This is a genomic window from Streptomyces sp. NPDC107498, from assembly GCF_055582805.1.
Map to the genome: position 1 here is coordinate 434490 of NZ_JBVJPE010000004.1, position 22011 is coordinate 456500.

At 71.9% G+C, this 22011-nt stretch carries 20 protein-coding genes and 1 tRNA gene; 8 read left to right on the top strand and 13 right to left on the bottom strand.

Annotation, left to right across the window (positions count from 1 at the left end):
• Positions 1-81: 81 nt before the first annotated feature.
• Positions 82-2490: an immune inhibitor A domain-containing protein gene (locus ACZ66Z_RS10270; protein WP_469933530.1), complete on the bottom strand. Its 2409-nt coding sequence runs from the start codon at positions 2488-2490 to the stop codon at positions 82-84.
• A 327-nt stretch (positions 2491-2817) separates the two neighbouring features.
• Between ACZ66Z_RS10270 and ACZ66Z_RS10275 the strand changes: the two genes are divergently transcribed.
• Complete coding sequence (locus tag ACZ66Z_RS10275) at positions 2818-3075, top strand: hypothetical protein (protein ID WP_469933531.1); 258 nt, start codon at positions 2818-2820, stop codon at positions 3073-3075.
• A 53-nt stretch (positions 3076-3128) separates the two neighbouring features.
• Here the strand turns inward: ACZ66Z_RS10275 and ACZ66Z_RS10280 are convergent, their stop codons facing one another.
• On the bottom strand, positions 3129-3896 hold the full coding sequence (locus tag ACZ66Z_RS10280) for an RDD family protein (protein ID WP_469933532.1): 768 nt from the start codon (positions 3894-3896) through the stop codon (positions 3129-3131).
• A gap of 104 nt (positions 3897-4000) precedes the next feature.
• Positions 4001-5440, bottom strand: a complete 1440-nt coding sequence (locus tag ACZ66Z_RS10285) for an RDD family protein (RefSeq protein WP_469933533.1) — start codon at positions 5438-5440, stop codon at positions 4001-4003.
• A 311-nt stretch (positions 5441-5751) separates the two neighbouring features.
• On the opposite strand from ACZ66Z_RS10285, the gene ACZ66Z_RS10290 reads away from it, so the two are divergent.
• Positions 5752-6243, top strand: a complete 492-nt coding sequence (locus ACZ66Z_RS10290) for an SsgA family sporulation/cell division regulator (protein WP_469933534.1) — start codon at positions 5752-5754, stop codon at positions 6241-6243.
• A gap of 31 nt (positions 6244-6274) precedes the next feature.
• Here the strand turns inward: ACZ66Z_RS10290 and ACZ66Z_RS10295 are convergent, their stop codons facing one another.
• Entirely contained in the window at positions 6275-7642 is a 1368-nt protein-coding gene (locus tag ACZ66Z_RS10295; RefSeq protein ID WP_469933535.1) for an FAD-binding oxidoreductase, read from the bottom strand.
• Between the two features lie 98 nt (positions 7643-7740).
• Here ACZ66Z_RS10295 and ACZ66Z_RS10300 point away from each other — a divergent pair, with 98 nt between their 5' ends.
• Entirely contained in the window at positions 7741-9132 is a 1392-nt protein-coding gene (locus ACZ66Z_RS10300; protein WP_469933536.1) for a tetratricopeptide repeat protein, read from the top strand.
• 262 nt (positions 9133-9394) lie between these two features.
• On the opposite strand, the gene hppD is transcribed toward ACZ66Z_RS10300, so the two are convergent.
• A complete protein-coding gene (hppD, locus tag ACZ66Z_RS10305) occupies positions 9395-10549 on the bottom strand; it encodes a 4-hydroxyphenylpyruvate dioxygenase (RefSeq protein ID WP_469933537.1) in 1155 nt (384 codons plus the stop codon).
• A gap of 121 nt (positions 10550-10670) precedes the next feature.
• Between hppD and ACZ66Z_RS10310 the strand changes: the two genes are divergently transcribed.
• The 4 genes from ACZ66Z_RS10310 to ACZ66Z_RS10325 all read left to right on the top strand — a co-directional run bounded on the left by ACZ66Z_RS10310 (position 10671) and on the right by ACZ66Z_RS10325 (position 13547).
• Positions 10671-11138: an Lrp/AsnC family transcriptional regulator gene (locus ACZ66Z_RS10310; RefSeq protein WP_469933538.1), complete on the top strand. Its 468-nt coding sequence runs from the start codon at positions 10671-10673 to the stop codon at positions 11136-11138.
• A 111-nt stretch (positions 11139-11249) separates the two neighbouring features.
• Positions 11250-11831, top strand: coding sequence for a helix-turn-helix domain-containing protein (locus ACZ66Z_RS10315; protein ID WP_469933539.1), 582 nt, complete (start codon positions 11250-11252; stop codon positions 11829-11831).
• A gap of 126 nt (positions 11832-11957) precedes the next feature.
• Positions 11958-12146: a hypothetical protein gene (locus ACZ66Z_RS10320; protein ID WP_469933540.1), complete on the top strand. Its 189-nt coding sequence runs from the start codon at positions 11958-11960 to the stop codon at positions 12144-12146.
• 27 nt (positions 12147-12173) lie between these two features.
• The gene (locus ACZ66Z_RS10325) at positions 12174-13547 is read left to right on the top strand and encodes an MFS transporter (protein ID WP_469933541.1); all 1374 of its coding nucleotides are present in this window, start codon (positions 12174-12176) and stop codon (positions 13545-13547) included.
• Here the strand turns inward: ACZ66Z_RS10325 and ACZ66Z_RS10330 are convergent.
• From ACZ66Z_RS10330 to ACZ66Z_RS10350, 5 genes are all read right to left on the bottom strand, one after another.
• On the bottom strand, positions 13480-14274 hold the full coding sequence (locus ACZ66Z_RS10330; protein WP_469933542.1) for a S16 family serine protease: 795 nt from the start codon (positions 14272-14274) through the stop codon (positions 13480-13482). The genes ACZ66Z_RS10325 and ACZ66Z_RS10330 overlap by 68 nt on opposite strands.
• A 186-nt stretch (positions 14275-14460) precedes the next feature.
• Entirely contained in the window at positions 14461-15102 is a 642-nt protein-coding gene (locus ACZ66Z_RS10335; RefSeq protein ID WP_469933543.1) for an IclR family transcriptional regulator, read from the bottom strand.
• Positions 15103-15517: 415 nt separating this feature from the next.
• A complete protein-coding gene (locus ACZ66Z_RS10340; RefSeq protein WP_469933544.1) occupies positions 15518-17314 on the bottom strand; it encodes a DEAD/DEAH box helicase in 1797 nt (598 codons plus the stop codon).
• 203 nt (positions 17315-17517) lie between these two features.
• The gene (locus ACZ66Z_RS10345) at positions 17518-17712 is read right to left on the bottom strand and encodes a CopG family transcriptional regulator (RefSeq protein WP_469933545.1); all 195 of its coding nucleotides are present in this window, start codon (positions 17710-17712) and stop codon (positions 17518-17520) included.
• Positions 17713-17763: 51 nt separating this feature from the next.
• Positions 17764-19245, bottom strand: coding sequence for an MFS transporter (locus tag ACZ66Z_RS10350; RefSeq protein ID WP_469933546.1), 1482 nt, complete (start codon positions 19243-19245; stop codon positions 17764-17766).
• Positions 19246-19424: 179 nt separating this feature from the next.
• Here ACZ66Z_RS10350 and ACZ66Z_RS10355 point away from each other — a divergent pair.
• Positions 19425-19499: transfer RNA gene (locus tag ACZ66Z_RS10355), tRNA-Cys, on the top strand.
• Positions 19500-19578: 79 nt separating this feature from the next.
• Here ACZ66Z_RS10355 and ACZ66Z_RS10360 read toward each other — a convergent pair.
• The 3 genes from ACZ66Z_RS10360 to ACZ66Z_RS10370 all read right to left on the bottom strand — a co-directional run.
• Complete coding sequence (locus tag ACZ66Z_RS10360; RefSeq protein ID WP_469933547.1) at positions 19579-20856, bottom strand: tyrosine-type recombinase/integrase; 1278 nt, start codon at positions 20854-20856, stop codon at positions 19579-19581.
• A gap of 11 nt (positions 20857-20867) precedes the next feature.
• Positions 20868-21098 carry an excisionase family DNA-binding protein gene (locus tag ACZ66Z_RS10365; protein ID WP_469933548.1) on the bottom strand — a complete coding sequence of 77 codons (231 nt, stop codon included), beginning with the start codon at positions 21096-21098 and terminating at the stop codon, positions 20868-20870.
• 332 nt (positions 21099-21430) lie between these two features.
• A partial coding sequence (locus ACZ66Z_RS10370; RefSeq protein WP_469933549.1) for a DUF3987 domain-containing protein occupies positions 21431-22011 on the bottom strand: 581 nt, incomplete at its 5' end.

Below are 22011 nucleotides of genomic sequence, written 5' to 3' on the forward strand. Positions count from 1 at the left end.
CGTCAGACGCACCTAAACACGATCGGCCGCCGCCCGCTAGGGGGCGACGGCCGATCATGCTTTGACCTGCGGCTTTACCAATTACTTGGTCGAGGGACCGACCTGAACCGTGATCGTCTGGCCATCCTTCGGCTCCTTGACGACCTGGATCTTGGTGTTGGTGTCAGTTACCTGGACACCGGCGCGCGGGTTCTCGGCGAACCAGTAGACGCCCTTGCGGTCGTCGAAGGTCGGGTTGCCGGCCTGGGACGGGACCCAGGTCGCGACGCCCTTGTTGTGCAGCTGGAAGCCGTCCGTACGGGCGATCGTGAACGGCGAGTCGTACGACTGGACGCGGGCGCGCATCAGCTCGCCGTTGGACCACTTCAGCGGGCTCGGGTGCGAGTCGATCGGGAGGATCAGACCGGCGCCCGGGTGCTGGGAGGTGTTGTTGTCCTTCTGGGACAGGTCCCACTTCCAGATGAGCAGACCGTTCTGGTACGGGTAGTGCTCGACCCAGCCGGCCTTGTCACCCGTGAACCCGAAGTTGTACGGGCCGGTCTTGAGGGTCGTGTCGTACGAGACGTACTGGCGGTTCTCCGCGATGTAGTACTGCTCGTACTCCTTCGTGAAGCCCTTGCCGACCCGCGAGAAGCCCTTGGCGACCCAGCCGTTGTCGCCGTTCTCGGCGCCGTCGGCGAAGACGGAGGCACCGTCGGCGGTCACGTTGATGGCGTCGGCGGTGAAGCCCTTGCCGCCCGCGCCGCCGTCCGTCTGGTAGCGGAAGCGGAGGTCGACCTTCTTGCCCGCGTAGGCGCCCAGGTCGTAGACGAGCTTCTTGTACTTGTCCGAGACACCGGTCAGGCCGGGGGCGCCGGAGGCGTCCTTCGGGATGGCCACGCCGTCGGCGGTGCCGTCCAGGGCCTTCCAGTTGGCGCCGCCGTCGGTCGACACCTCGGCGTAGAGGTAGTCGTACTCGGCCTCGATGTCGTACCAACCCTGGAGCTCCAGGGAGGCGGACGTCTTGCCCGTGAGGTCGAGGGAGCGGGTCAGGGTGTTCTTGAGGTCGTCACCCATGTTGCTCCACCACTGCGACGCACCCTCGGCGGGCGCGACGATGTCGGTGGTGACCTGCTTCTTCGGCAGCTCGACGACGAGCGCCTGCGGGTTCTTGGTGTTGTACTCCGAGACGCCCAGCTTGTGGGTGGTCTTGGTGGAGCGCTGCCAGTCGTTGACCTTGGCGTAGTTCAGCCAGCCGAGCTGGAGCTTGTCCCAGGAGCTCATGTCGCCGGGCAGGTCGCCGATGGCGTCCTTGCCCTGGCCGAGCCACGAGCCGGAGGACATCAGGTCCCAGAACCCGGTCGAGTTCTCGCCGCCGGCGGTGTCGTAGTTGTCCGGCAGACCGAGGTCGTGGCCGTACTCGTGCGCGAAGACGCCGAGGCCGCCGTTCTCCGGCTGCATCGTGTAGTCGCCGACCCAGATGCCGGTGTCACCGATCGGGGTGCCGCCGGCCTTGTTGTTCTCCGGGCCGGTCTTGCCCGCGTTGGTGCCGTAGGCGTACCAGCGGTGGGCCCACAGGGCGTTCTTGCCCTCGGCGCCGCCGCCGGCCGACTCGTCCTCGCCCGCGTGCACGAGCTGGAAGTGGTCGATGTAGCCGTCGGGCTCGTTGAAGTTGCCGTCGCCGTCGAAGTCGTAACGGTCCCACTGGTCGTACGAGGCCAGCTGGGCCTTGATCTGGGCATCGGTCTGGCCCTTGGCCTTCTGGTCGGCGACCCAGGCGGTGAGACCGTCGCGGACGGTGTCCCAGACGTTGGCGCAGTTGGTCTGGCCACAGTAGTTCGAGCCGTAACGGGCCTCGTTGTACGGGACCTTGACCCAGTCGGAGACCGCGCCGTCGACCGAGTAACGGCCGGACGAGGTGCGCTCGTAGAAGGTCTTCAGGGAGTGCTTCGGCTGGCCCTTCTTGTCCTTGCCGGTGCCGAAGTACAGGTCCTGGAAGTGCTGCCGGTTGTAGTCCGCCTGCCAGGCCGTGGAGTTGTCGTGCGCACGGTCCGGCTGAGCTATGCGGTTGTGCAGCGGGCCGGGCGTGCCGCCGTACTTCGGCTTGGGCTCCGGCGTGTCGTCGTCCTTGCGGTCGACCAGGGTGGTGTTGTCCACCTGGTCGCCGAACTCGACGAGGATCGTGAAGATCTTGTCGGTCTTCTCGCGGCCCAGCTCGACGTACTTCTTGGCGCCGAGCTTGACGACCTGGGAGCCGCCACGGTTCTCGATCTTGGCGTCGCCGTTCAGCACCCGCTCCAGGGCAGCCTTGCGCTGCTGCTCCTGCTGGTCGCTGTAGGGGCCCTCGAGGTCGTGGTCGACCGTCGTCTTGTCGACGGTCTGGATGCCGGCCGGCGTGCCCGGGCCCTTGTCCTCGGCCCAGGCGGTGGTGAAGGTCGAGGCGGTGGCGGCGGTGGCCGCGAGCGCCACGACGACTGCGGACGCTCTGATAGCCCGTCGTCTGTTGGTCACTTGATGTTGTCCTCCCCGGCGCCCGCGCACTCGGACCGAAGGTGGGGTGTCCGTCCAGCGGGGTCGCGCGTCACAAGTGACGACATTCGACCGGAGTGGGGCGAGAAAAGACAGATCTTGACTTGCACGGGTCAACTGCACTATGCAGGATCCGATTTCCGATTATCGAACACTTGGCGGGCGCACCGTTAAGGAAGATTGACGATTCCGTGACCCCGTGCGCCCCCCGTGCACCCGCGCCGTGGGTGAGGTCACGCTTACCCGTCACGCCCTCCGGGCATCCACCGTCGTAGAGTCGAACCGGAGTCTCGAGGGGCGGTACCCGTCATGCAGCGTCCGAACGGCGCACAGCTCACCTACGGTTCGACCACCGTCGTCCTCGCGACCGTCGCCCTGCTGCTGCTCTCCGGCGCGACGACGACCCTCGGCATCGCGGTGGCCTGCACCGCCGGCCTGCTGCTCGGCGCCCTCGTGGCGGTGACGATGCCGGTGCGCGGGCGACCCGTCAATACCCCCGCGGACGAAGAGATCCGGGTGCCGGCCGAGCGCGTGGGCGCGGGGGCCGAGACCCGGATCGGTTCGTGACGCTCCGTCCGCCTCACCAAGGGTGATGCGTCCGTATCGCCCCGGTTTCCGCTCTAGCGGGGGACGCTGACGACCACCGTCTTCGCCGCCTTGTCGTGCAGACCCTGCTTGTACGGCTTGTCGACCACGATCAGGATCAGGATCAGCAGCGGCCACAGACAGGCGCAGCAGATCAGCGCGGGAAGCCAGAGCACGACGGCGCGCAACAGCGACTGGCTCATCGGCGGCGTCGTCCCGTCGTTGAGCATCGCGACCCGCAGCTTCATCAGCTTCTTGCCGACGGTCTGGCCGTTCCTGGCCGTCAGCACGGTGTCGTACGCGACGTACGCGACGATCGTGATGAGCTGGAAGACGAGCTGACTGCCGCCGTTGAGGCTGTTGACCGTGTCCCCGAAGTCATTGCCGTCCTCGGTCGCCCGCCGGTAGATGTCGAAGGGGATGCCGATGATCGCGAGCGGCACCGCGACGATCACCCAGTCGATCAGCCGGGCGAGGACGCGCCGGCCCGTCTCCGCGAGCGGCGGCATCCCGGAGAGCGGATCGTTCCCGCCGTAACCACCGCCGTAACCACCGCCGTACGGGGGCGGGGGCATGTTGTCGTACGGGGAGCCGCCGCCGTACGGGGAGTCGTACGGGCTCCCCGGCGGAGGGCCGCCCGGCGGGGGACCGCCCGGGGGCGGCCCCGGCGGCGGTCCTCCCGGGGGCGGGCCTTCCGGCGGCGGTCCTCCCGGGGGCGGCTCCGACGGCGGCGGCTCCGGAGGCCTCTTGCTGAAGGGGTCGTCCTCGGGCGGCTGGCCGGACGGCGGCTGGTCGGTGCTCATGGGGGCAGTGCATCCCGGGCGGGACGGCCCCGCAAGGAATCACCGCCCGTTCGGGGGACGGCGGGCGTTCGGGGGACGGCGGGCTCGCGGGGGACGGCGCCCGTTCAGCGCGCGACGAAGGTGCGGGCCGCCTTGTCGTGCCAGCACTGGCGCCAGGGGCGGTCGAAGAGGCACCACAGGACGTTGAGGATTCCGATGGCCAGGAGCCCCAGGACGCTGTAGACGAGCCAGCGGCGGAGCGCCTTCCCGAACCTCGGCGGCTCGTGCGCCTCGATGTCCCGCACCTCGATCCCGCACAGCTTCTTGCCCAGGGTGCGGCCCCACTTGGCGGTGGGCAGCGCCTCGTACAGGACGCCGAGGACGAACAGCGCGGCGAGCACGATGCCGAACTGGACGGAGGTCGTGGAGTCGAGCAGCCAGACCTGGACGGTGGTGCCGGACTGCCTGGCCGCCTCGATCTTGTCCTCGATGTGGTCGACGGCCGCGGTCACGAAGGGCACGGCGGCCGCGCCGACCAGCGCGCCCAGGACGACGCTGTCGATCAGCCGGGCGGCCAGCCGTCGGCCGAGCCCGGCGGGGCGCGCGGCGGCCTGCGCCCGGGCGGCCTGCTGGAACACGTCCTCGACGGGCGGCTTCCACGGGACGACGGGCTGCTGTTCCTGGGGCTGTTGCTGGGGCTGTTGCTGGGCCCATGAGGGAGCGGAGGGAGCGGAGGAGGCGGGCGGGGTGGACGGCGTCGGTGCGGGGGCGGGGGCCGGAGCTGCCGCAGCGGGGGCCGGTGGGGGGTGGGGCTGGGAGTGGGGCTGGGGCGCCGGGGAGGGCGTCGGGATCGGGGTGACGGGCATGCCTCCGAGGCGTGCCGCTCCCCCGGTCGCCCGGGGGTCCGCGGCGGGCGCGGGCGCCGGGGTGACGGGCATGGGGACGGGGGCGGCGGGGTGCTCCTCCTCCGGCTCGCTCCCGCCCGCGACCGGCCACTCCGCCGGGGTGCGCGGGTCGGGCGTGCGGGGCGCGCCCCAGGAGACCTTCTGGTCGCGGTCGCCGCCGAAGCCGGTCTGACGGGAGGAGTCCGCCTGCCAGGCCGACGCGGGCTCCGGCGCGAGCGGCTCCTCGTCGAGGAAGACGGGCCCGGTCTCCTCCACCGTGGGCACGGGGGCCGGGGCGGGCTCGGGGGCCTGTGCCTGGGCGGGCACGTGCGCGGGGGCCTCCTGCACCCGTGCGGGCGCCCGGACCTGCGCGGGGGCCGCGGCGGACTGCGCGGGCGCGGTCGGCTGCACGGGCGCGGCGGACTGCGCGGGCGCGGCGGTCGCCGGTGGCGCGGCCTGTGTCGCGGCCGGGGCCGGGGCCGGGCCGGAGGCCAGGATCGGGCCGGCCGGGATCGCCGAGGCGGGCGGGTGCTGCGGGACCTCGCCGTCCGCGGGGGCGGGCCGGCTCGTGCCGGGCACCCACGCGCCCCCGTTCCAGTACCGGATGTATCCGGGAATGGACGGGTCCGGGTAGTACCCCGCCTGCGGTACCTCCCCGCCGCCTCCAGGAGGAGTAGCCACTGCCCCGACTCCGTTCAGTCACAACGCCTTTGATCCGCACGGCCGCGCGCCGGGCGTGCCGCACCCAAGGAGGACAGTAACGAAGAACGTCCCCGAGGGAACAAAGAGCCCGCGAGAAAGCCCGCCTTCGGGGGGACACGCACCGGAACCGATCACTCCCCGTGATGTTCGGGCCGTTGCATCCTGCCCGGAGGCCCCCTCGGGAAAACTTCCCGAAAAAAACTTCCCGAAGTCGCGTAATGAACCGCGCCCGTCCTGCTCTCTCCGGACGAAGGCCCGTCGAAGGCCCGTCCACGAGAAGGAGCACGACCGTGCAGAACACCGACAACACCGCCGTCGAGCGCGAGCTGGAGCTGAAGCTGGTGCTCTCCCCCGAGCGCTCCGTCCCCGTCCCCGCCCGGCTCGTCTACCGGACCGACGACCCGTACGCCGTCCACATCGCCTTCCACATCGGCACGGACCACCCGGTCAACTGGACCTTCGCGCGCGAACTGCTCGTCGAGGGCGTCTTCCGGGCCTGCGGCCACGGGGACGTCCGCATCCGGCCCACGAAGGTCGAGGGCCGCGGCGTCCTCCTGATGGCCCTCTCCTCCCCCGACGGCGACGCCCTGCTCGAAGCCCCGTCCCCGCAGGTCTCCGCCTGGCTGGAGCGGACCCTGCGCGCGGTGCCGCCGGGCACCGAGTCCGAACGGCTCGGCATCGACGACGGGCTCGCGGAGCTCCTGGCGACCACCGTGGTCGCCGACGAGCTGTGGCTGCGCGACCCGTGGCCGTCGGACGAGGCCCAGGACGGCGAGCTGTGACCCCGTACGCGTGCGCGTGGACCCGATGGGTTCAGAAGAGTTTTCCGGGGTTGAGCAGCCCCAGCGGGTCGAAGGCGGCCTTGATCCCGCGCTGGAGCTCCAGACCGACCGGGCCCAGCTCCCGTGCCAGCCACTCCTTCTTGAGGACGCCCACGCCGTGCTCGCCGGTGATCGTGCCGCCGAGCGCGAGCCCGAGCGCCATGATCTCGTCGAAGGACTCCCGCGCCCGTCGCGACTCGTCCTCGTCGGTGTGGTCGAAACAGACGACGGGATGGGTGTTGCCGTCGCCCGCGTGCGCGCAGACGCCGATGGTCAGGCGGTACTTGTCCGCGATCGCCGCCGTGCCGTCGAGCATCTCGGCGAGTCGCGTCCGCGGCACGCACACGTCGTCGATCATCGTCGCGGACTTGATCGTCTCCAGAGCGGTGAGGGAGAGCCGGCGCGCCTGGAGGAGGAGTTCGGACTCGGCGGCGTCCGCGGCCGGGACGACCTCGGTGGCGCCCGCCGCCGTGCACAGCTCCCCGACGGCGGCCAGGTCGGCGGCCGGGTCCGGGGTGTCGAAGGCGCACAGCAGCAGCGCCTCGGTGGTGTTCGGCAGCCCCATGCGCGCCAGCTTGTTGACCGCCTGGACGGTGGTGCGGTCCATGAGTTCGAGCAGCGAGGGGGTGTGTCCGCGCTCCATGATCGCGCAGACGGCCTCGCAGGCGGCTGCCGCGGAGGGGAACTCGGCGGCGAGCGCGAGCTGTGCCGGTGGCTGCGGTTTGAGCGCGAGCACGGCCCCGACGACGATGCCGAGGCTGCCCTCGGAGCCGACGAAGAGCCGGGTCAGGTCGTATCCGGCGACGCCCTTCGCCGTACGGCGGCCGGTGCGCAGGAGCCGTCCGTCGGCGAGGACGACGTCGAGGCCGAGGACGTACTCGGCGGTGACCCCGTACTTGACGCAGCACAGGCCGCCGGAGGCGGTGCCGATGTTCCCGCCGATGGTGCAGGTCTCCCAGCTGGAGGGGTCCGGCGGGTAGTACAGGCCGTGTTCGGCGACGGCACGGGACAGCACGGCGTTGACGACGCCCGGTTCGACGACGGCGATCCGGTCGACCGGGTTGATCTCCAGGATGCGGTCCATCTTGACGAGGGAGAGCACGATGCAGCCGTCGGAGGCGTTGGCGCCGCCCGACAGGCCCGTGCGGGCGCCCTGCGGGACGACGGGGACGCGGAGTTCGGTGGCGGTGCGCATGACGTGCCGGACCTGTTCGACCGTGCGCGGGAGCACGACGGCCGCGGGGGTGCCGGCCGCGCAGAAACTCGCCATGTCGCGCGCGTAGGAGGCCGTCACGTCCGGATCGGTGAGCAGCGCCTCGGCGGGAAGCCCGGCGCGCAGCCGCGTCAGAAGATCGTCCATGCGTCCAGCGTGGCACCCGGGGCCATCGGTGTGAACCCGCCGGAGGGAGCGCTTCGTGTGCTCTTCGTACAGGCGGACGGGGGCGCATGGTGGGCGCCATGAAGACCGAGAACGTGTCGCGGACGGTCCTGGCGGCCGGGGTGGCCGCGGTGCTCGCGGCGACGGCCCTGCTGTACGTCCCGGAGTTCACCGGCCAGGGCCCGCCGCCCCCGCCCGGACCGGCGGAGCGGGCGACGATCGCGGCCCACGCGGGCGCGCAGGCCGCGCTGCCGGACCTGACCGCGCTGATCACCGACCGGGAGAAGTGGCTGCGGGCCCGTCCGGACGACGAGGCGTCCTGGGCCGAGCTGGGCGCGGCGTACACGGAGCGGGGCAGCCGGCTCGGAGACGTACGGGACTACCCGCGGGCCGAACGGGCACTGCGCCGCTCGCTCGCCGAACGGCCCGCCGCACGCGGCAACCTGGACGCGCAGCTGGGGCTCGGGGCGCTCGCCGCGGCGCGGGGCGACTGGAGGACGGCGAAGGAGTGGGGCGAGCGGGTGCGGAAGGCCGACCCGCGCCGATGGTCCGTCTACCCGGTCCTGATGGACGCGTACAGCGGCCTCGGGGAGTACGCGGCGGCCCGGAAGGCCATGGAGGGCCTGGAGGAGCTCCACGCGGGCGCGGTGGTGCGGGCCAGGGCCGCGCAGACCTACCGCGACCGGGGCTGGCGCGAGGACGCCGACGCGGCGGCCCTCGACGCGGCGGCGCTCGCGGGGACGGACACCGAGAAGGCGGGGGCCCTCGCGCGGCTCGGGGACCTGGCGTGGGAGCGGGGCGAACCGGAGGAGGCCCTCGGACGGTTCGGGGCGGCGCTGCGGCTCGTGCGCGACCACGGGCCGTCCCTCGCGGGCCGGGCGCGCGCGCTCGCGGCCCTCGGCCGCGCGGACGAGGCGGTGCGCGCCTGGCGGGCTGCCCTGGCCCGGCTGCCGCTGCCGGAGCACCTCCTGGAGGCGGGCGAGCTGTACGAGTCGCTGGGCCTCGACGGGGACGCGCGGGCCCTGTACGAGCGGCTGCGGGCCGGCACGTGGCCGGGCGCGGAGGCCGTCCTGGGGCTGCTCGACGCGGACCACGGCGACCCGGCGGCGGCGGTCGCCCGGATGCGGGCCGAGTGGGCGCGGGGCCACCGCTCGGTGCGGGTGGCGGACGCGCTGGCATGGGCCCTGCACCGTTCGGGGGCGTCGAAGGAGGCGCTGGGGTACGCGAGGACCGCCACGGAGGAGGGACTGCGGAGCGCGCTCTTCACGTACCACCGGGGCGAGATCGAGCGGGCGCTCGAACAGACCGGCCCGGCCCGCCGGCACCTGGCGGAGGCCCTGCGGATCAACCCGGAGTTCTCCCCCCTGCACGCCCGACGGGCGGAGGAGTCCCTGACGGCCCTGGGCGAGCCCCCGGACGACCTCCCGGCGGAGTTCCGCCCGAAGCCGGCGGCCCCGCCCCACCGCACCTGAGGGCCCGGCCCGTCCCCCGCACGGGCCGGACCCCGCTCTCCCACCCCCTGTTGTGGGCAATCGTTCCGCCGGGGCTGCGCCCACCCGTTGTGGGCAATCGTTCCGCTCGAGCAGGGGGGACCCCCTCGCCCAGCGGGACGATTGCCCACACGGGCGAGGGCAGGGGGCACCGCCCAGCCGGACGCGGGCCCACGCGGCGGGGACGGGAGCGCATGCGTGAGGGGCCCCGGGGCCGGGCCCCGGAGCCCCTCACCGTCGGCGGCTAGAGGTTGCCGCGCTTCTCCTGCTCGCGCTCGATCGCCTCGAACAGCGCCTTGAAGTTGCCCTTGCCGAAGCCCATCGACCCGTGGCGCTCGATCATCTCGAAGAAGACGGTCGGGCGGTCCTGGACCGGCTTGGTGAAGATCTGCAGCAGGTAGCCGTCCTCGTCGCGGTCGACGAGGATCTTCAGCTCGCGCAGGATCTCGACGGGCACGCGCGTCTCGCCCGCCCACTCGCCGAGCGTGTCGTAGTACGAGTCCGGGGTGTCGAGGAACTGCACGCCCGCGGCCCGCATCGCGCGCACGGAGGCCACGATGTCGTTGGTGGCGAGGGCGATGTGCTGCACGCCGGCGCCGCCGTAGAACTCCAGGTACTCGTCGATCTGCGACTTCTTCTTCGCGATCGCCGGCTCGTTGATCGGGAACTTCACCTTGAGGGTGCCGTCCGCGACGACCTTCGACATCAGCGCCGAGTACTCGGTCGCGATGTCGTCGCCCACGAACTCCTTCATGTTCGTGAAGCCCATGACCTTGTTGTAGAAGCCGACCCAGTCGTTCATCTTGCCGAGCTCGACGTTGCCGACGCAGTGGTCGATGGCCTGGAAGGTCCGCTTGGCCGGGGGCTCGACGATCGGGTTGGCGGAGACGAAGCCCGGCAGGTAGGGGCCGTCGTAGCCGGAACGCTCGACGAGGGTGTGGCGGGTCTTGCCGTACGTGGCGATGGCGGCGAGGACGACGGTGCCGTTCTCGTCCTTCAGCTCGTACGGCTCGGTGATGCCGGTGGCGCCGTGCTCGACGGCGTAGGCGTACGCGGCGCGCGCGTCCGGCACCTCGATCGCCAGGTCGACGACGCCGTCGCCGTGCTCGGCGACGTGCTCGGCGAGGAAGCGGCCCCAGTCGGTCGTGGCCTTGATGACGGAGGTGAACACGAACCGGGCGGCGCCGTTGGTGAGGACGTAACTGGCGGTCTCGCGGCTGCCGTTCTCCGGTCCGGAGTAGGCGACCAGCTTCATGCCGAAGGCCGTGGAGTAGTAGTGCGCGGCCTGCTTGGCGTTGCCGACCGCGAAGACGACCGCGTCCATTCCCTTGACCGGGAAGGGATCGGCCTCACGCGCGGTGGAAGGGTTGGGGTCGATGGTCATCGAGGTATCTGCCATGGCAGCAATGTCCCGCCGTTCGGCAAGGTGCGCAAGAGTTTGCTGATCCCCTGGTCAAGGTGTACAGCGACCGGCGAGTATGGCCGAGCGACTTGTACATCCTGACCATGGGGAGGCCACTGTGGCGATCGATCATTTGGACGGCCGGCTGATCGCGCTCCTCGCGCGCGAGCCGCGCATCGGGGTCCTGGAGGCCTCCCGGCGCCTGGGGGTGGCGCGCGGCACGGTGCAGGCGCGGCTGGACCGGCTCCAGGCGAGCGGAGTGATCCGCGGGTTCGGGCCGCAGGTGGACCCGGCGGCGCTCGGGTATCCGGTGACGGCCTTCGCGACCCTGGAGATCAAGCAGGGCCAGGGCGCCGACGTGCGGGGGCACCTGGCGACGGTGCCGGAGGTCCTGGAGCTGCACACGACGACGGGCCACGGCGACATGCTCTGCCGGCTCGTCGCCCGCTCGAACGCGGACCTGCAGCGGGTGATCGACAAGGTGGTGGCCTTCGAGGGGATCGTCCGGGCGTCGACGGCGATCGTGATGGAGAACCCGGTCCCGCTGCGGATCATCCCGCTGGTGGAGCAGGCGGCGAACGAGTAGGCCCACGGGCCGACACGGAGACATGGAGGGGACGGTGCAAAAAGAGCTCTGCAAAGAAGGAGTTGCAAAGAACCTCTTGCAACTCCTTCTTTGCAACCCTACGATTCAGATATGTCCGAGCCCGAAGAGCACCTGAGCAACGCCCTGGACCCGCGCTCCCTGCGCGGGCTCGCCCACCCGCTCCGGATCCAACTGCTGCGCCTCCTGCGCCGGAGCGGTCCCGCCACCGCCTCCCAACTGGCCGAGCGGCTCGGCGAGTCCAGCGGTGCGACCAGTTACCACCTGCGCCAGCTCGCGGCCCACGGCTTCGTCGAGGACGACCCGGCGCTCGGCAAGGGCCGGGAGCGCTGGTGGAAGGCGTCCCTGCGGACCACGACCTTCGACGAGTCGCTCTACAAGAACCCGGACCCGGAGGTCCGGGGCGCCATCGCGGTCTACACCCACGAGATCGCGAACATCCACACCCAGGAGCTGCACACCTACCTCGGCACCCGGCACGACTGGCACGAGAGCTGGCTCGGCGCCTCCGACATGAGCGACTTCACGCTGCGCCTCCCGGCCGAGAAGCTGCGCGAGCTCGACGAGCGGATACACGCGCTCATCAACTCGTACCAGGACGTCGCCGAGAAGGACGCGCCGGACGCCGAGCGCGTACGGATCCACTTCCACGCGTTCCCGCAGCGCGAGGACTGATCCGGGCCCCGCCCGCGCCGCCCCGCACCAGCCGCGCCGCCCGCACGAGCCGTACCACCCGCACGCCCGCACGCCCGCACGCATGCCCGCACCGTCACCGCCCGCGCCCCCGGAAGGACCCGCATCATGCATGCCGACATCCACCTCCAGCTGCACGCGCTGACCGCCGAGGAGCTCCGGCACGAGGCCGCCGCCGTCCGACCGGACGTCCCCGCGCGCCTCCCCGCCCTCCGCGCCCAACTGGGCTGGAGGCTCGTCGAACTGGGCCTGCGCATGGTCACGCCCGCCCACCACCCGGCCGCCCTGGCCGCGTGACCTGACCGGGGGACGGGGGGACACCACGTGACGACGGAACGGAACCACCGCACGCCGCTGACCGGCGTCCTGGCCGCCAACGCCGTATCGGTCACCGGCAATTCGCTCACGCTCATCGGCGTCCCGTGGTTCGCGCTCGAGACCACGGGAAGCCCCGGCAAGGCCGGACTGGTCGCCTTCTGCGCGGCCGTCCCCGTCGTGCTCGCCGCCGTCGCCGGCGGCCCGGTCATCGACCGCCTCGGGCGCCGTCGGGTCAGCATCACGTCCGACCTGGTCTGCGGCCTCGCGCTCACCGCGATCCCGCTGCTGCACCAGACCGGACTCCTCCGCTTCTGGATGCTCTGCGCGCTGATGGCGGTCACGGGCCTGTTCCACGCGCCCGGCGAGATGGCCCGGCACGTGCTCGTCCCCGATCTGGCCGGACAGGCCGGGACCTCGCTCACCCGGGCCGCCAGCCTGTACGACGCGGTGGCGCGCGGGGCCCGGATGACGGGCGCCGCGATCGCCGGACTGCTCGTCGCGTTCCTGGGCCCCGGCACCGTGCTGTACGTCGACGCGGCCACCTTCGCCGTCTCCGCGCTGCTCGTCGCGGCGACCCTGCGCGGGGTGCCGTCGGCGGAGCCGCTGCGCGACGGACCGCGCCTCTCCGCCGCCCGCTACCGCGCCGACCTGCGCGAGGGGTACTCCTTCCTGTTCCGTGCCCGGTTGATGCTCGGGATCATGGTCATGGTGATGGTGACCAACGGCCTCAACCAGAGCTGGGGTTCGGTACTGCTGCCGGTCCACTCGCGGGAGGATCTCGGCGGACCCGCCGCGCAGGGCCTGCTCGTCTCGGTCTTCGCCGGCTGCGCCCTCGCGGGCGCCCTGCTCTACGGGGCGATCGGGGAGCGTTTCCCGCGCCGGGTCGTGTTCACCGCGGGCTTCCTGATGGGCGGCGCCCCGCCGTACGTGGTGGCCGCCCTCACCGACACCACCGCGCCGCTCCTGGTGACGCTCGCGGCGTCGGGGCTCGGCGTCGGGGTCCTCAATCCGATCCTGACCACCGTCGCCTACGAGCAGGTGCCCGACGAGCTGCGCAGCCGGGTCGTGGGCGCGAGTACGGCGGGGGTGCTGCTCACGACCCCGCTGGGCGGGCTCGTGGCGGGCCTCCTGGTCGAGCGGGTCGGAATGACGGCGACACTGCTCGGGATCGGGGCGCTCTACTTCCTCGTGACGCTCTCGCCGATGGTCTTCCCGGCCTGGCGCGGCATGGACGCCCCGCCGAAGACCGGCCCCACCGGCCCTTCCGGACCAGCCGACGGCGCCATCGGCGCCGCCGGTCCCGCCGAGGACGTCAGCAGGACGGAACCTTCGACTCCTGCCCCTGCTCCAGGGCCCGCAGGGACGCCACCGCGTCGCTGAGTTCGGTGACGGGCACCAGCCGCAGGCCCTTGGGCTGCTCGGCCAGGGCGTCCGAGCACTCGTTCTTCGGAACGAGGAAGACGGTGGCACCGTCCCGGGCGGCGGCCTGTGTCTTCAGGGAGACCCCGCCGACCGCGCCGACCGCGCCGTCCGGTTCGATCGTCCCCGTGCCGGCGACGGTCCGGCCGCCGGTGAGGTCACCGCCGTCCCCGTCGCCGTCGAGCTTGTCGACGATGCCGAGGGAGAAGAGCAGCCCGGCGCTGGGCCCGCCGACGTCCGCGAGGTGCAGGGTCACCTTCACCTTCTCGGGATCCTTCTTCAGATATCCGAGCGCGGCGAGGGTGGCGGCGTCCTGCGACTCCTTCATCTGCCCGAGGTTGTGCTTCTCGATCTCGGCGTCGGACTTCCCCGAGGGATAGACGGAGTCGTGCGGCAGGACGGCACGGTCGGTACGGAACCAGGCGTCGACCACGTCGCCGAGGTCCACGTCGGTGGACGGCCCGGTCGCGATGATCGTGGTCATCCGCAGCTGCCCCCTGGTGGGGTGGACGGGAGCGCCGGTGATGGTGATGACCTCCCGCCCCTGGTCCTCGCCGAGCACGTCGGCGGTCGTGCCGGGCTGCGCGATCGCGTACGGCAGCGGCGCGAGCCCGACGACGGCGAAGAGGGCGGCGACGGGCAGGGCGCAGACCGCGAGGGCACGGGGACGGGAGAGGCTGGAGAGCACGCCCCCAATCTACTGGGGCGCGCGCCGGGGCCGGGCCGGGGGCGCGGGCACCCGGAACCGGCGACCGAAGAAGTCCCCCACCCCGCGCCGTACGAGGGCCGTCGCCGCCGTGTCCCCCGCCCCGGCGCCGCGTCCCCCGCCCCGACGGGCCCGGACCGCGTGCGGAAGGGCGCGTCGCCGCGCGCCCTAGCGCAGCGCGTCCGCGACCTCCCGGGCCGCGTCGACCACCCTCGGCCCCACCCGCTCCGGCACCGCGTCCGCGAGCATGACGACGCCGACGCTGCCCTCGACGCCGGTGACGCCGACCAGCGGCGCGGCCGCGCCGCTGGCGCCGGCCTCCAGTTCGCCGTGGGTGAGGGTGAAGCCGGGGTCGATCAGTCCGCCCTGGCGTGCGGCGAGGATCGCGCGGCCGGCGGCGCCCCGGTCGAGCGGGTGCCGGAAGCCGGCCCGGTAGGCGACGTGGTAGTCGGTCCAGGTCGGTTCGACGACGGCGACGGCGAGCGCCTCCGCGCCGTCGACGAGGGTCAGGTGGGCGGTCGCCCCTATGTCCTCGGCGAGCGAGCGCAGGGCGGGCAGCGCGGCCTCGCGCACCAGGGGGTGGACCTGGCGGCCGAGCCGCAGCACGCCGAGGCCGACGCGGGCGCGTCCGCCGAGGTCGCGGCGGACGAGGGCATGCTGCTCGAGCGTGGCGAGGAGCCGGTAGACCACGGTCCGGTTGACACCGAGTTTGTTGGACAACTCGGTGACCGTCAGACCGTGGTCGGTGTCGGCGAGCAGTTTGAGGACTCTGAGTCCCCGGTCGAGCGTCTGGGAGGTCTCCGCGGTCACGACGCCCTCTCCTTCAGGGTGAGTGGCGGCGGGCTCTCACGGAGTTACGGCGCCGGTCCCGCGGCGACGCACGTCAGAGGCCGCCGGCAGGAAGGGGTACACCGGCTGCGCTCCGCGGCGGCGCTGCCACGGGGCGAATGCTTGTGAGCCGGGACAGTAGCGGCGCGCTCCGCTGAGCGGAAGACCTCGTCCAGAATCCGGGCGCAGGCGACCGGATGAAGACGTTTCGGGACCTTCGTCGGTCGGACGAGGGACTTTGGCGGACAAGATCGGCTATGTCGTGCCCGTAGCGTGGAGGCGGCAGGAGGCCGGCCGTGGGGGCCGGTCTCCGGGCCCGCTCCCGTCCTCATGGGATGCGCGAGGCCCGTACGCGCGGCGGCGTACGGGCCTCGATCACACTTCGGGGGGCCGGGGGTCAGCGCATCCGCGTGGCCCACTCCTGGACCTTCTTGATCCGCTCGCGGATCTGCCCGGCCGTCGCCTCGGCGCTCGGCGGCCCGCCGCAGACCCGGCGCAGCTCGGTGTGGATCACGCCGTGCGGCTTGCCGCTCTGGTGGACGTACGCACCCACCATCGTGTTGAGCTGCTTGCGCAGTTCGAGCAGCTCCTTGTGGGAAACGACGGGACGCCGTTCCGCCGGAAGCTCCAGGAGGTCCGCCTCGGTGTCCGGCTTCTTGCGGCTGTGCGCGATCTGCCGGGCCTGGCGCTTCTGGAGGAGCAGCTGCACCTGGTCGGGTTCGAGGAGGCCGGGGATGCCGAGGTAGTCCTGCTCCTCCTCGCTGCCGGGATGGGCCTGCATGCCGAACTCGGCGCTGTTGTACAGGACGCGGTCGAAGACGGCGTCGGACTCCAGCGCCTCGAAGGGCAGCATGTCCTGCTCGCCGGTGTCCTCGTCCTGCTGGCGCTCGGCCTCGGCCATCTCCTTCTCGGACTCGGCGTACGGGTCCTCGTCCTCGCCGGCCTTCTTCGGCCTGTCGAGGACGTGGTCGCGCTCGACCTCCATCTCGTTGGCGAAACCGAGGAGGCTGGGGATCGTGGGAAGGAACACGGACGCGGTCTCGCCGCGCCTGCGGGATCGTACGAAACGGCCGACGGCCTGGGCGAAGAAGAGGGGGGTCGAGATGGTGGTGGCGTACACGCCGACGGAGAGGCGGGGGACGTCGACGCCCTCCGACACCATCCTGACCGCGACCATCCAGCGGTCGGTGCTCTCGCTGAACTCGTCGATGCGGTTCGAGGCGCCGGTGTCGTCGGAGAGGACGACGGTGGCCTTGGTGCCGGTGATCTCGCGGATCAGCTTGGCGTACGCGCGGGCCGAGTCCTGGTCGGAGGCGATGACGAGGCCGCCGGCGTCCGGGATGGACTTGCGGACCTCGGTCAGCCGCCGGTCGGCGGCGCGCAGGACGTTCGGCATCCACTCGCCCTTGGGGTCGAGCGCGGTGCGCCAGGCCTGCGAGACGGCGTCCTTGGTCATCGGCTCGCCGAGGCGGGCGGCGATCTCGTCGCCGGCCTTGGTGCGCCAGCGCATGTTGCCGCTGTAGGAGAGGAAGATGACCGGCCGGACGACGCCGTCGCCGAGCGCGTTGCCGTAGCCGTAGGTGTAGTCGGCCGACGACCGCCGGATGCCGTCGTTCCCCTCCTCGTACGTGACGAAGGGGATCGGGTTGGTGTCCGAGCGGAAGGGGGTGCCGGTGAGCGCGAGGCGCCGCGTGGCGGGCTCGAAGGCCTCCAGGCAGGCTTCGCCCCAGGACTTGGAGTCTCCGGCGTGGTGGATCTCGTCGAGGATGACGAGGGTCTTGCGCTGTTCGGATCGGTTGCGGTGGAGCATGGGCCGCACGCCGACGCCCGCGTACGTGATGGCGACGCCGTCGTACTCCTTGCTGAGCGGGCCGGCGCTGTAGTCCGGGTCCAGCTTGATCCCTATCCGCGCCGCGGCCGCCGCCCACTGCTTCTTCAGGTGCTCGGTGGGGGCGACGACGGTGACCTGCTGCACGACGTGGTGGTGCAGCAGCCATGAGGCGAGGGTCAGCGCGAAGGTGGTCTTGCCGGCGCCGGGCGTGGCGACCGCGAGGAAGTCACGGGGCTGCTCCTGGATGTACTTCTCCATCGCGCCCTGCTGCCAGGCGCGCAGCTTGCCGGCGGTACCCCACGGGGCCCGGCCGGGGAAGGCGGGAGAAAGGTGATGGGAGGAGGTGGCGGTGGTGGTAGTCACGATCTCCGGGTTCGACGCTCGTCCAGATATGACAACCGGGCCACCTTACCGGCGGCCCGGCCGGGACGTCGTACGCGACGGGTGGGTGCGACCCGGTTGTGACTCAGCTCGCGTGGTCGTCGATCAGTTCGCGCAAACCCTGCGCGATCGCTTTCACCTCGTCGGTCCCACCGGTCGCGCTCGGCGGGAGAGGTGTACGCGGCTCATGTGAGCCGCTCCGTCAGCTCGTGCCGCTCGGCCGCCCGCTCCCTGGCGGTCTGCCGCACGATCGCCTGCCGGGCGGTGCGGGAGAGGCAGTCGTCGACCGCCCGGAGCAGGAGCGCGTGCACGCCGGTGCCCTCCTGCTCGGCGCGCAGCTTGAGCGCCTCGGTCCGGTCGTCGCGGAGACGCAGGTTCACGGCCCCACCAGAACGGTGCGGTCGGGCGGGGCCGAGTGGCACCGAAGGGCTTCAGGCCCCGCGTCCGGCGCTCGGACCGGTCTCGTGCAGCCGCGTCGCGACCCACACCCCGATCGCCGCCACCCCCGCCACCGGCAGGAAGACCGCCGCGAAGGCGGCCGGGTGGGAGCCGGTGGTCGCGCCGGCGTCCATCGCGTGGCCCACCGCGCCGCCGCCGAGCGCCGCGAAGGCCGCGCCGCCGGCCGCGAGGAGCAGGACGTTGGAGAGGCCGTCGGAGATCTGGAGCGCGGCCGAGTTGGCGCCGACCTCCTCGGGGGCGGAGAGCTTCATCAGGAGCACGCTCGTGGAGGAGATCACCGCGCCCATGCCGAAGCAGCCGAAGGCCCAGACGACCGCGACCGTCCACGCCGGCACCCACGCGATCAGCACGCTGGGCGCGGCGGCGATCGCGAGGGCGATGAGGACCATGCCGACGACGACGAGCCGCTCCCGGTACGGCTCCGTCCACGGCCGGGCCTGGATCCAGGAACCGAGCGCCCAGGTGAGTCCGCCGAGGGCGAGGGAGAAGCCGGCCAGGGTGGGGCTGAGGCCGCGCTGGGAGACCAGCATCAGGGGGATGAAGGACTCGGCGGCGATGAAGGACCCGGCGGCGATGCCGCGGAGCAGGATGACGGAGGGCAGGCCGCGGGCGGCCCGGCAGGTGCCGCGCGGCAGCAGCCCGCGGACGGCGGGCACGAGCAGCGCGAGACCGGCCGCGGCGGGCAGGAGGGCGAGCAGGCGCAGTTCCTGGCCCGCGTACTGGAGGAGCGCCGCGCCGGCCGAGATGCCGAGGGCCAGCACGATCCGGCGCCGGTCCCAGAGGACGGGGGGCGCGCCCGGGTCGGTCGGGCCGGAGGCGGTGCGGCGGATCGCGGGCAGGGCGAGGGCCAGCGGGAAGACGACGAGGACGGGGATGCCGACGAAGACCCAGCGCCAGCCGAGCTGCTCGGTGATCGTCCCGGCGGCGAGGGGGCCGACGATGGAGGGCACGACCCAGCTCGCGGCGAAGGCGGCCATGATCGCGGGCCTGAGGTGTTCGGCGTAGGCCCGGCCGACGACCACGTACAGGGCGACGATGACGAGGCCGCCGCCGAGGCCCTGCACGGCCCGGCCGAGGATGAACATCCACATGGCGCCGGCGGTCCCGGAGAGGAGCAGCCCGGCGGCGAAGGCGCTGATGCCGGCGGTGAGGGGCGCGAGCGGGCCGCTCCGGTCGGACCACTGGCCGGCCAGGACCATGCCGAAGAGGCTGGTGGTGAAGTACGCGGAGAAGGCGAAGGCGTAGAGCGGGATGCCGTCCAGTTCGCGGGCGGCGACGGGCATGGCGGTGCCGACGGCGGTCGCCTCGAAGGCGATGAGCAGGACGACGGAGACCATGCCGATGCTGAGCGCCCGGTGGTCCGGATCGAGGACGGACCCCTTGCTGTCGCCGTGTGCGGCGGGGGGTCCGGGGGCGTGGGCGACGTCGGCGTCGCGGGGTTCGAGGGCGCTCATCCTCCCAGAGTAAGAGGCGAACCCCGGGATGGCTCCTGTCCGAAGTCCCGGTTCCGCTCGGTCCTCGGACGTACGACCGCGAACGGAGTGTTGCGGCGGTGTGGCAGTCGCATGGCGCGCCCCCCGGAACCCTTGAGCCCCGCCCGCCCCCGTCCTACGGTCGTACCCGTGCACAACACGACCGTGTGCCCGAGTGGTTGAGGGGCTCGCCTGCAAAGCGAGTTACGCGGGTTCAATTCCCGCCACGGTCTCCAGAGCCTTGACCAGGCAAAAGAAAAGGGCGGCACCCCTCACGGGGTGCCGCCCTTTCGTTCGCCCGTCTCAGTTTCCGTCTCATTCGGCCGGTACGAGCACCCCGGCCGCCCCGTCGTCGCCGTCCTCCGGCCGGTCCGCCCCGGGCTGCCAGATCAGGCCATCCACCTGCCGTGCGATGTCCGTCCGCACCGCATCCACCATGTGCTGATAGCGGGCGGCCATGGCCGTGGTCGACCATCCCATGAGGCCCATGACAGCCCTCTCGGGAACGCCGAGGATGAGGAGGACCGTGGCGGCCGTGTGGCGCGCGTCGTGCAGACGCCCGTCCCGGACCTTCGCCTCTACGAGCAGAGCCTTCCACTCCGCCCAGTCCCGGCGGTGTGACGGGCTGCGGCCGTGCTCATCCGGGAAAACCAGGCCGTTCTCCTTCCACCGCTCCCCCGCCGCTTCCCGCTCCCCTTCCTGCGCCTTGAGATGCACCTTGAGCAGGTCGACAAGCTGTTCAGGGAGACCGACCGCGCGGCGGCCGGCGCGCGACTTGGTCGGGGCCAGCTCGGGGTTCGTACGAACCCTCTGCGGACAGTATCCGGCGGCTTTGCGCCCGCAGGGATCCACGCACCCGTGGGCGTACTGCGGGCGGTGACGGCTGCGCCGGACCACGAGGAACCCACCGTCGAGGTCCACGTCCTCCCACCGGAGACCGAGCACTTCCCCTTGGCGCAGTCCGAGGGCGAGCGCGACGGCCCAGCGGGCGGAGTTGCGGTGCCGAGCAGCAGCCTTGAGCAAACGCTGGACCTCTTGGACGCTGTAGGGCTCCACGTCGTACTCCCCCGTCTTCGGCGCCTTCGCCAACTGCACGGGGTTCTTGCCGAGATGCCCGCGTCGCACGGCCTCGTTAAGGGAGGTGCGCAAGGTTCGGTGCGCCTGGTGAGCGGTCGCGGACTTGCTGCCGTTGGCCTGCATCTTGGCGTAGAACGCCTCGATGTGCTCGGGCTTGAGCCTGTCGAGGCGGTGAGCCCCCAATCCAGGGATCAGATGCTTCCGCACGGCCACGCCGTACCCGACCATCGTGTTGTCGTTGACGGCGAGGGGCGCAACGTTCTCAATCCAGTGCATCAGCCACGCCTTGACCGTCCAGGGCTTGCCCGGCTTGCGTACGGTCTTGGCATCCCGCTGCCGTTCCAGCTCGCGGACGGCTTCGGCCACTTCGGCGCGTGTCTTCCGCTCGACGTGCCGGCGGTCCGGCTCACCGTTGTCGCGGATGCCGACCGTGACCCGACCGTGCCACTTGCCGTCCTTCCCCAAGTAGATCGAGGACCGACCGTTGGGTTGGCGTGTCCGCTTCTTCTCTTCCACTGTTGTCCTTTTCAGCGTGCCGCCGCAGCAGGCCGATTGGCCGCGCGGAGCCGGGCTACGTAGTCGTTCAGCGCGGCAGGGGGAACCCTGCGGAGCCGGCCCACAGGGACCGACTCCAGCTCTCCCGAACCAATGAGGCGGAAGCAGAGAGTGCGCCCGATGCGGAGCCGTCGGGCGGCCTCCTCGACTGTGAGGAGGGCGAGCGTGGGGTCTTCATGTGAGTCGAGTTCTCGGTGATCCATCCGGTGCACTCCTCGGGGTGTTCCTTCGGCTCAGTCGGGGGTGCCGCAGCGCGAAAACCCCGGAAAGTGCTGACAGAACTGACAGAACCCCGCCACACGGCCCCTGACCTGCGGGTTCGGCCACTTCGGCCGTTGTGACAAAACCTCGAAAAACTCTGACAGAACCTCGAAAACCTCGGTTCTGTCAGAGCGCCCATCGCCCGGCGGGCGGGGTTTTTTGAGTTCTGTCAGAGTTTCCGGAGGTTTTGTCAGAGCTCCGAAAGTGCTCGTTTCCGCAGCTCAGGCGACTGGTCGGGGGGTTCTGTCAGTTCTGTCAGCGGGTCGGGGGGTTTTCAGGCGCCGGGGGTGAGGCGGGGGTGGGTCTCGTAGCGGGGCGAGGGCGGCCGGCCGCCTCGGGTGGTGCGGGGCGGCGGGGGCTGCTGGCGGACCCAGCCGTGGTCCTCCAAGAGGTTCAGCGCGGGGTCGAGATCGCCCATGGCGGCGAACTCGCTGCGGGGCATCGCGCGGAAGAGGTCGCGTTTGGTGAAGGTGGCGGTGCGGTTCTCGGTCAGGTGGGTCAGGACCGTGTGGGCGGCTTCCTGGGCGGGGTCGGCCTTCATGGCGTTGAAGACGTCGAGGGCGTGGGCGGTGAAGTAGTCCCCTAGCCGGGTGGCGTCGGCCATGGTCGCGGCGGCGATGGGCCGGGTCCAGGCGTCCTCGGGGTGGGTGGCGAGGTGGAGGAGTCCGGCGATGCGGGCGACGGCTCCGTCGCGCTTGCTGGCCCAGTTGACGATCGGCGCCAGGGTCCCGTCCTTGCGGAGGCGGGATTCGGTGACGCGCTGGTAGGCGAGCAGGACCGCGTCGGCCTCAGGGCTGAGGGTGAGCTGGACGGGCTCGGTCCAGGCGGCGAGGGTCAGGGCCAGGCGTCCGAGCT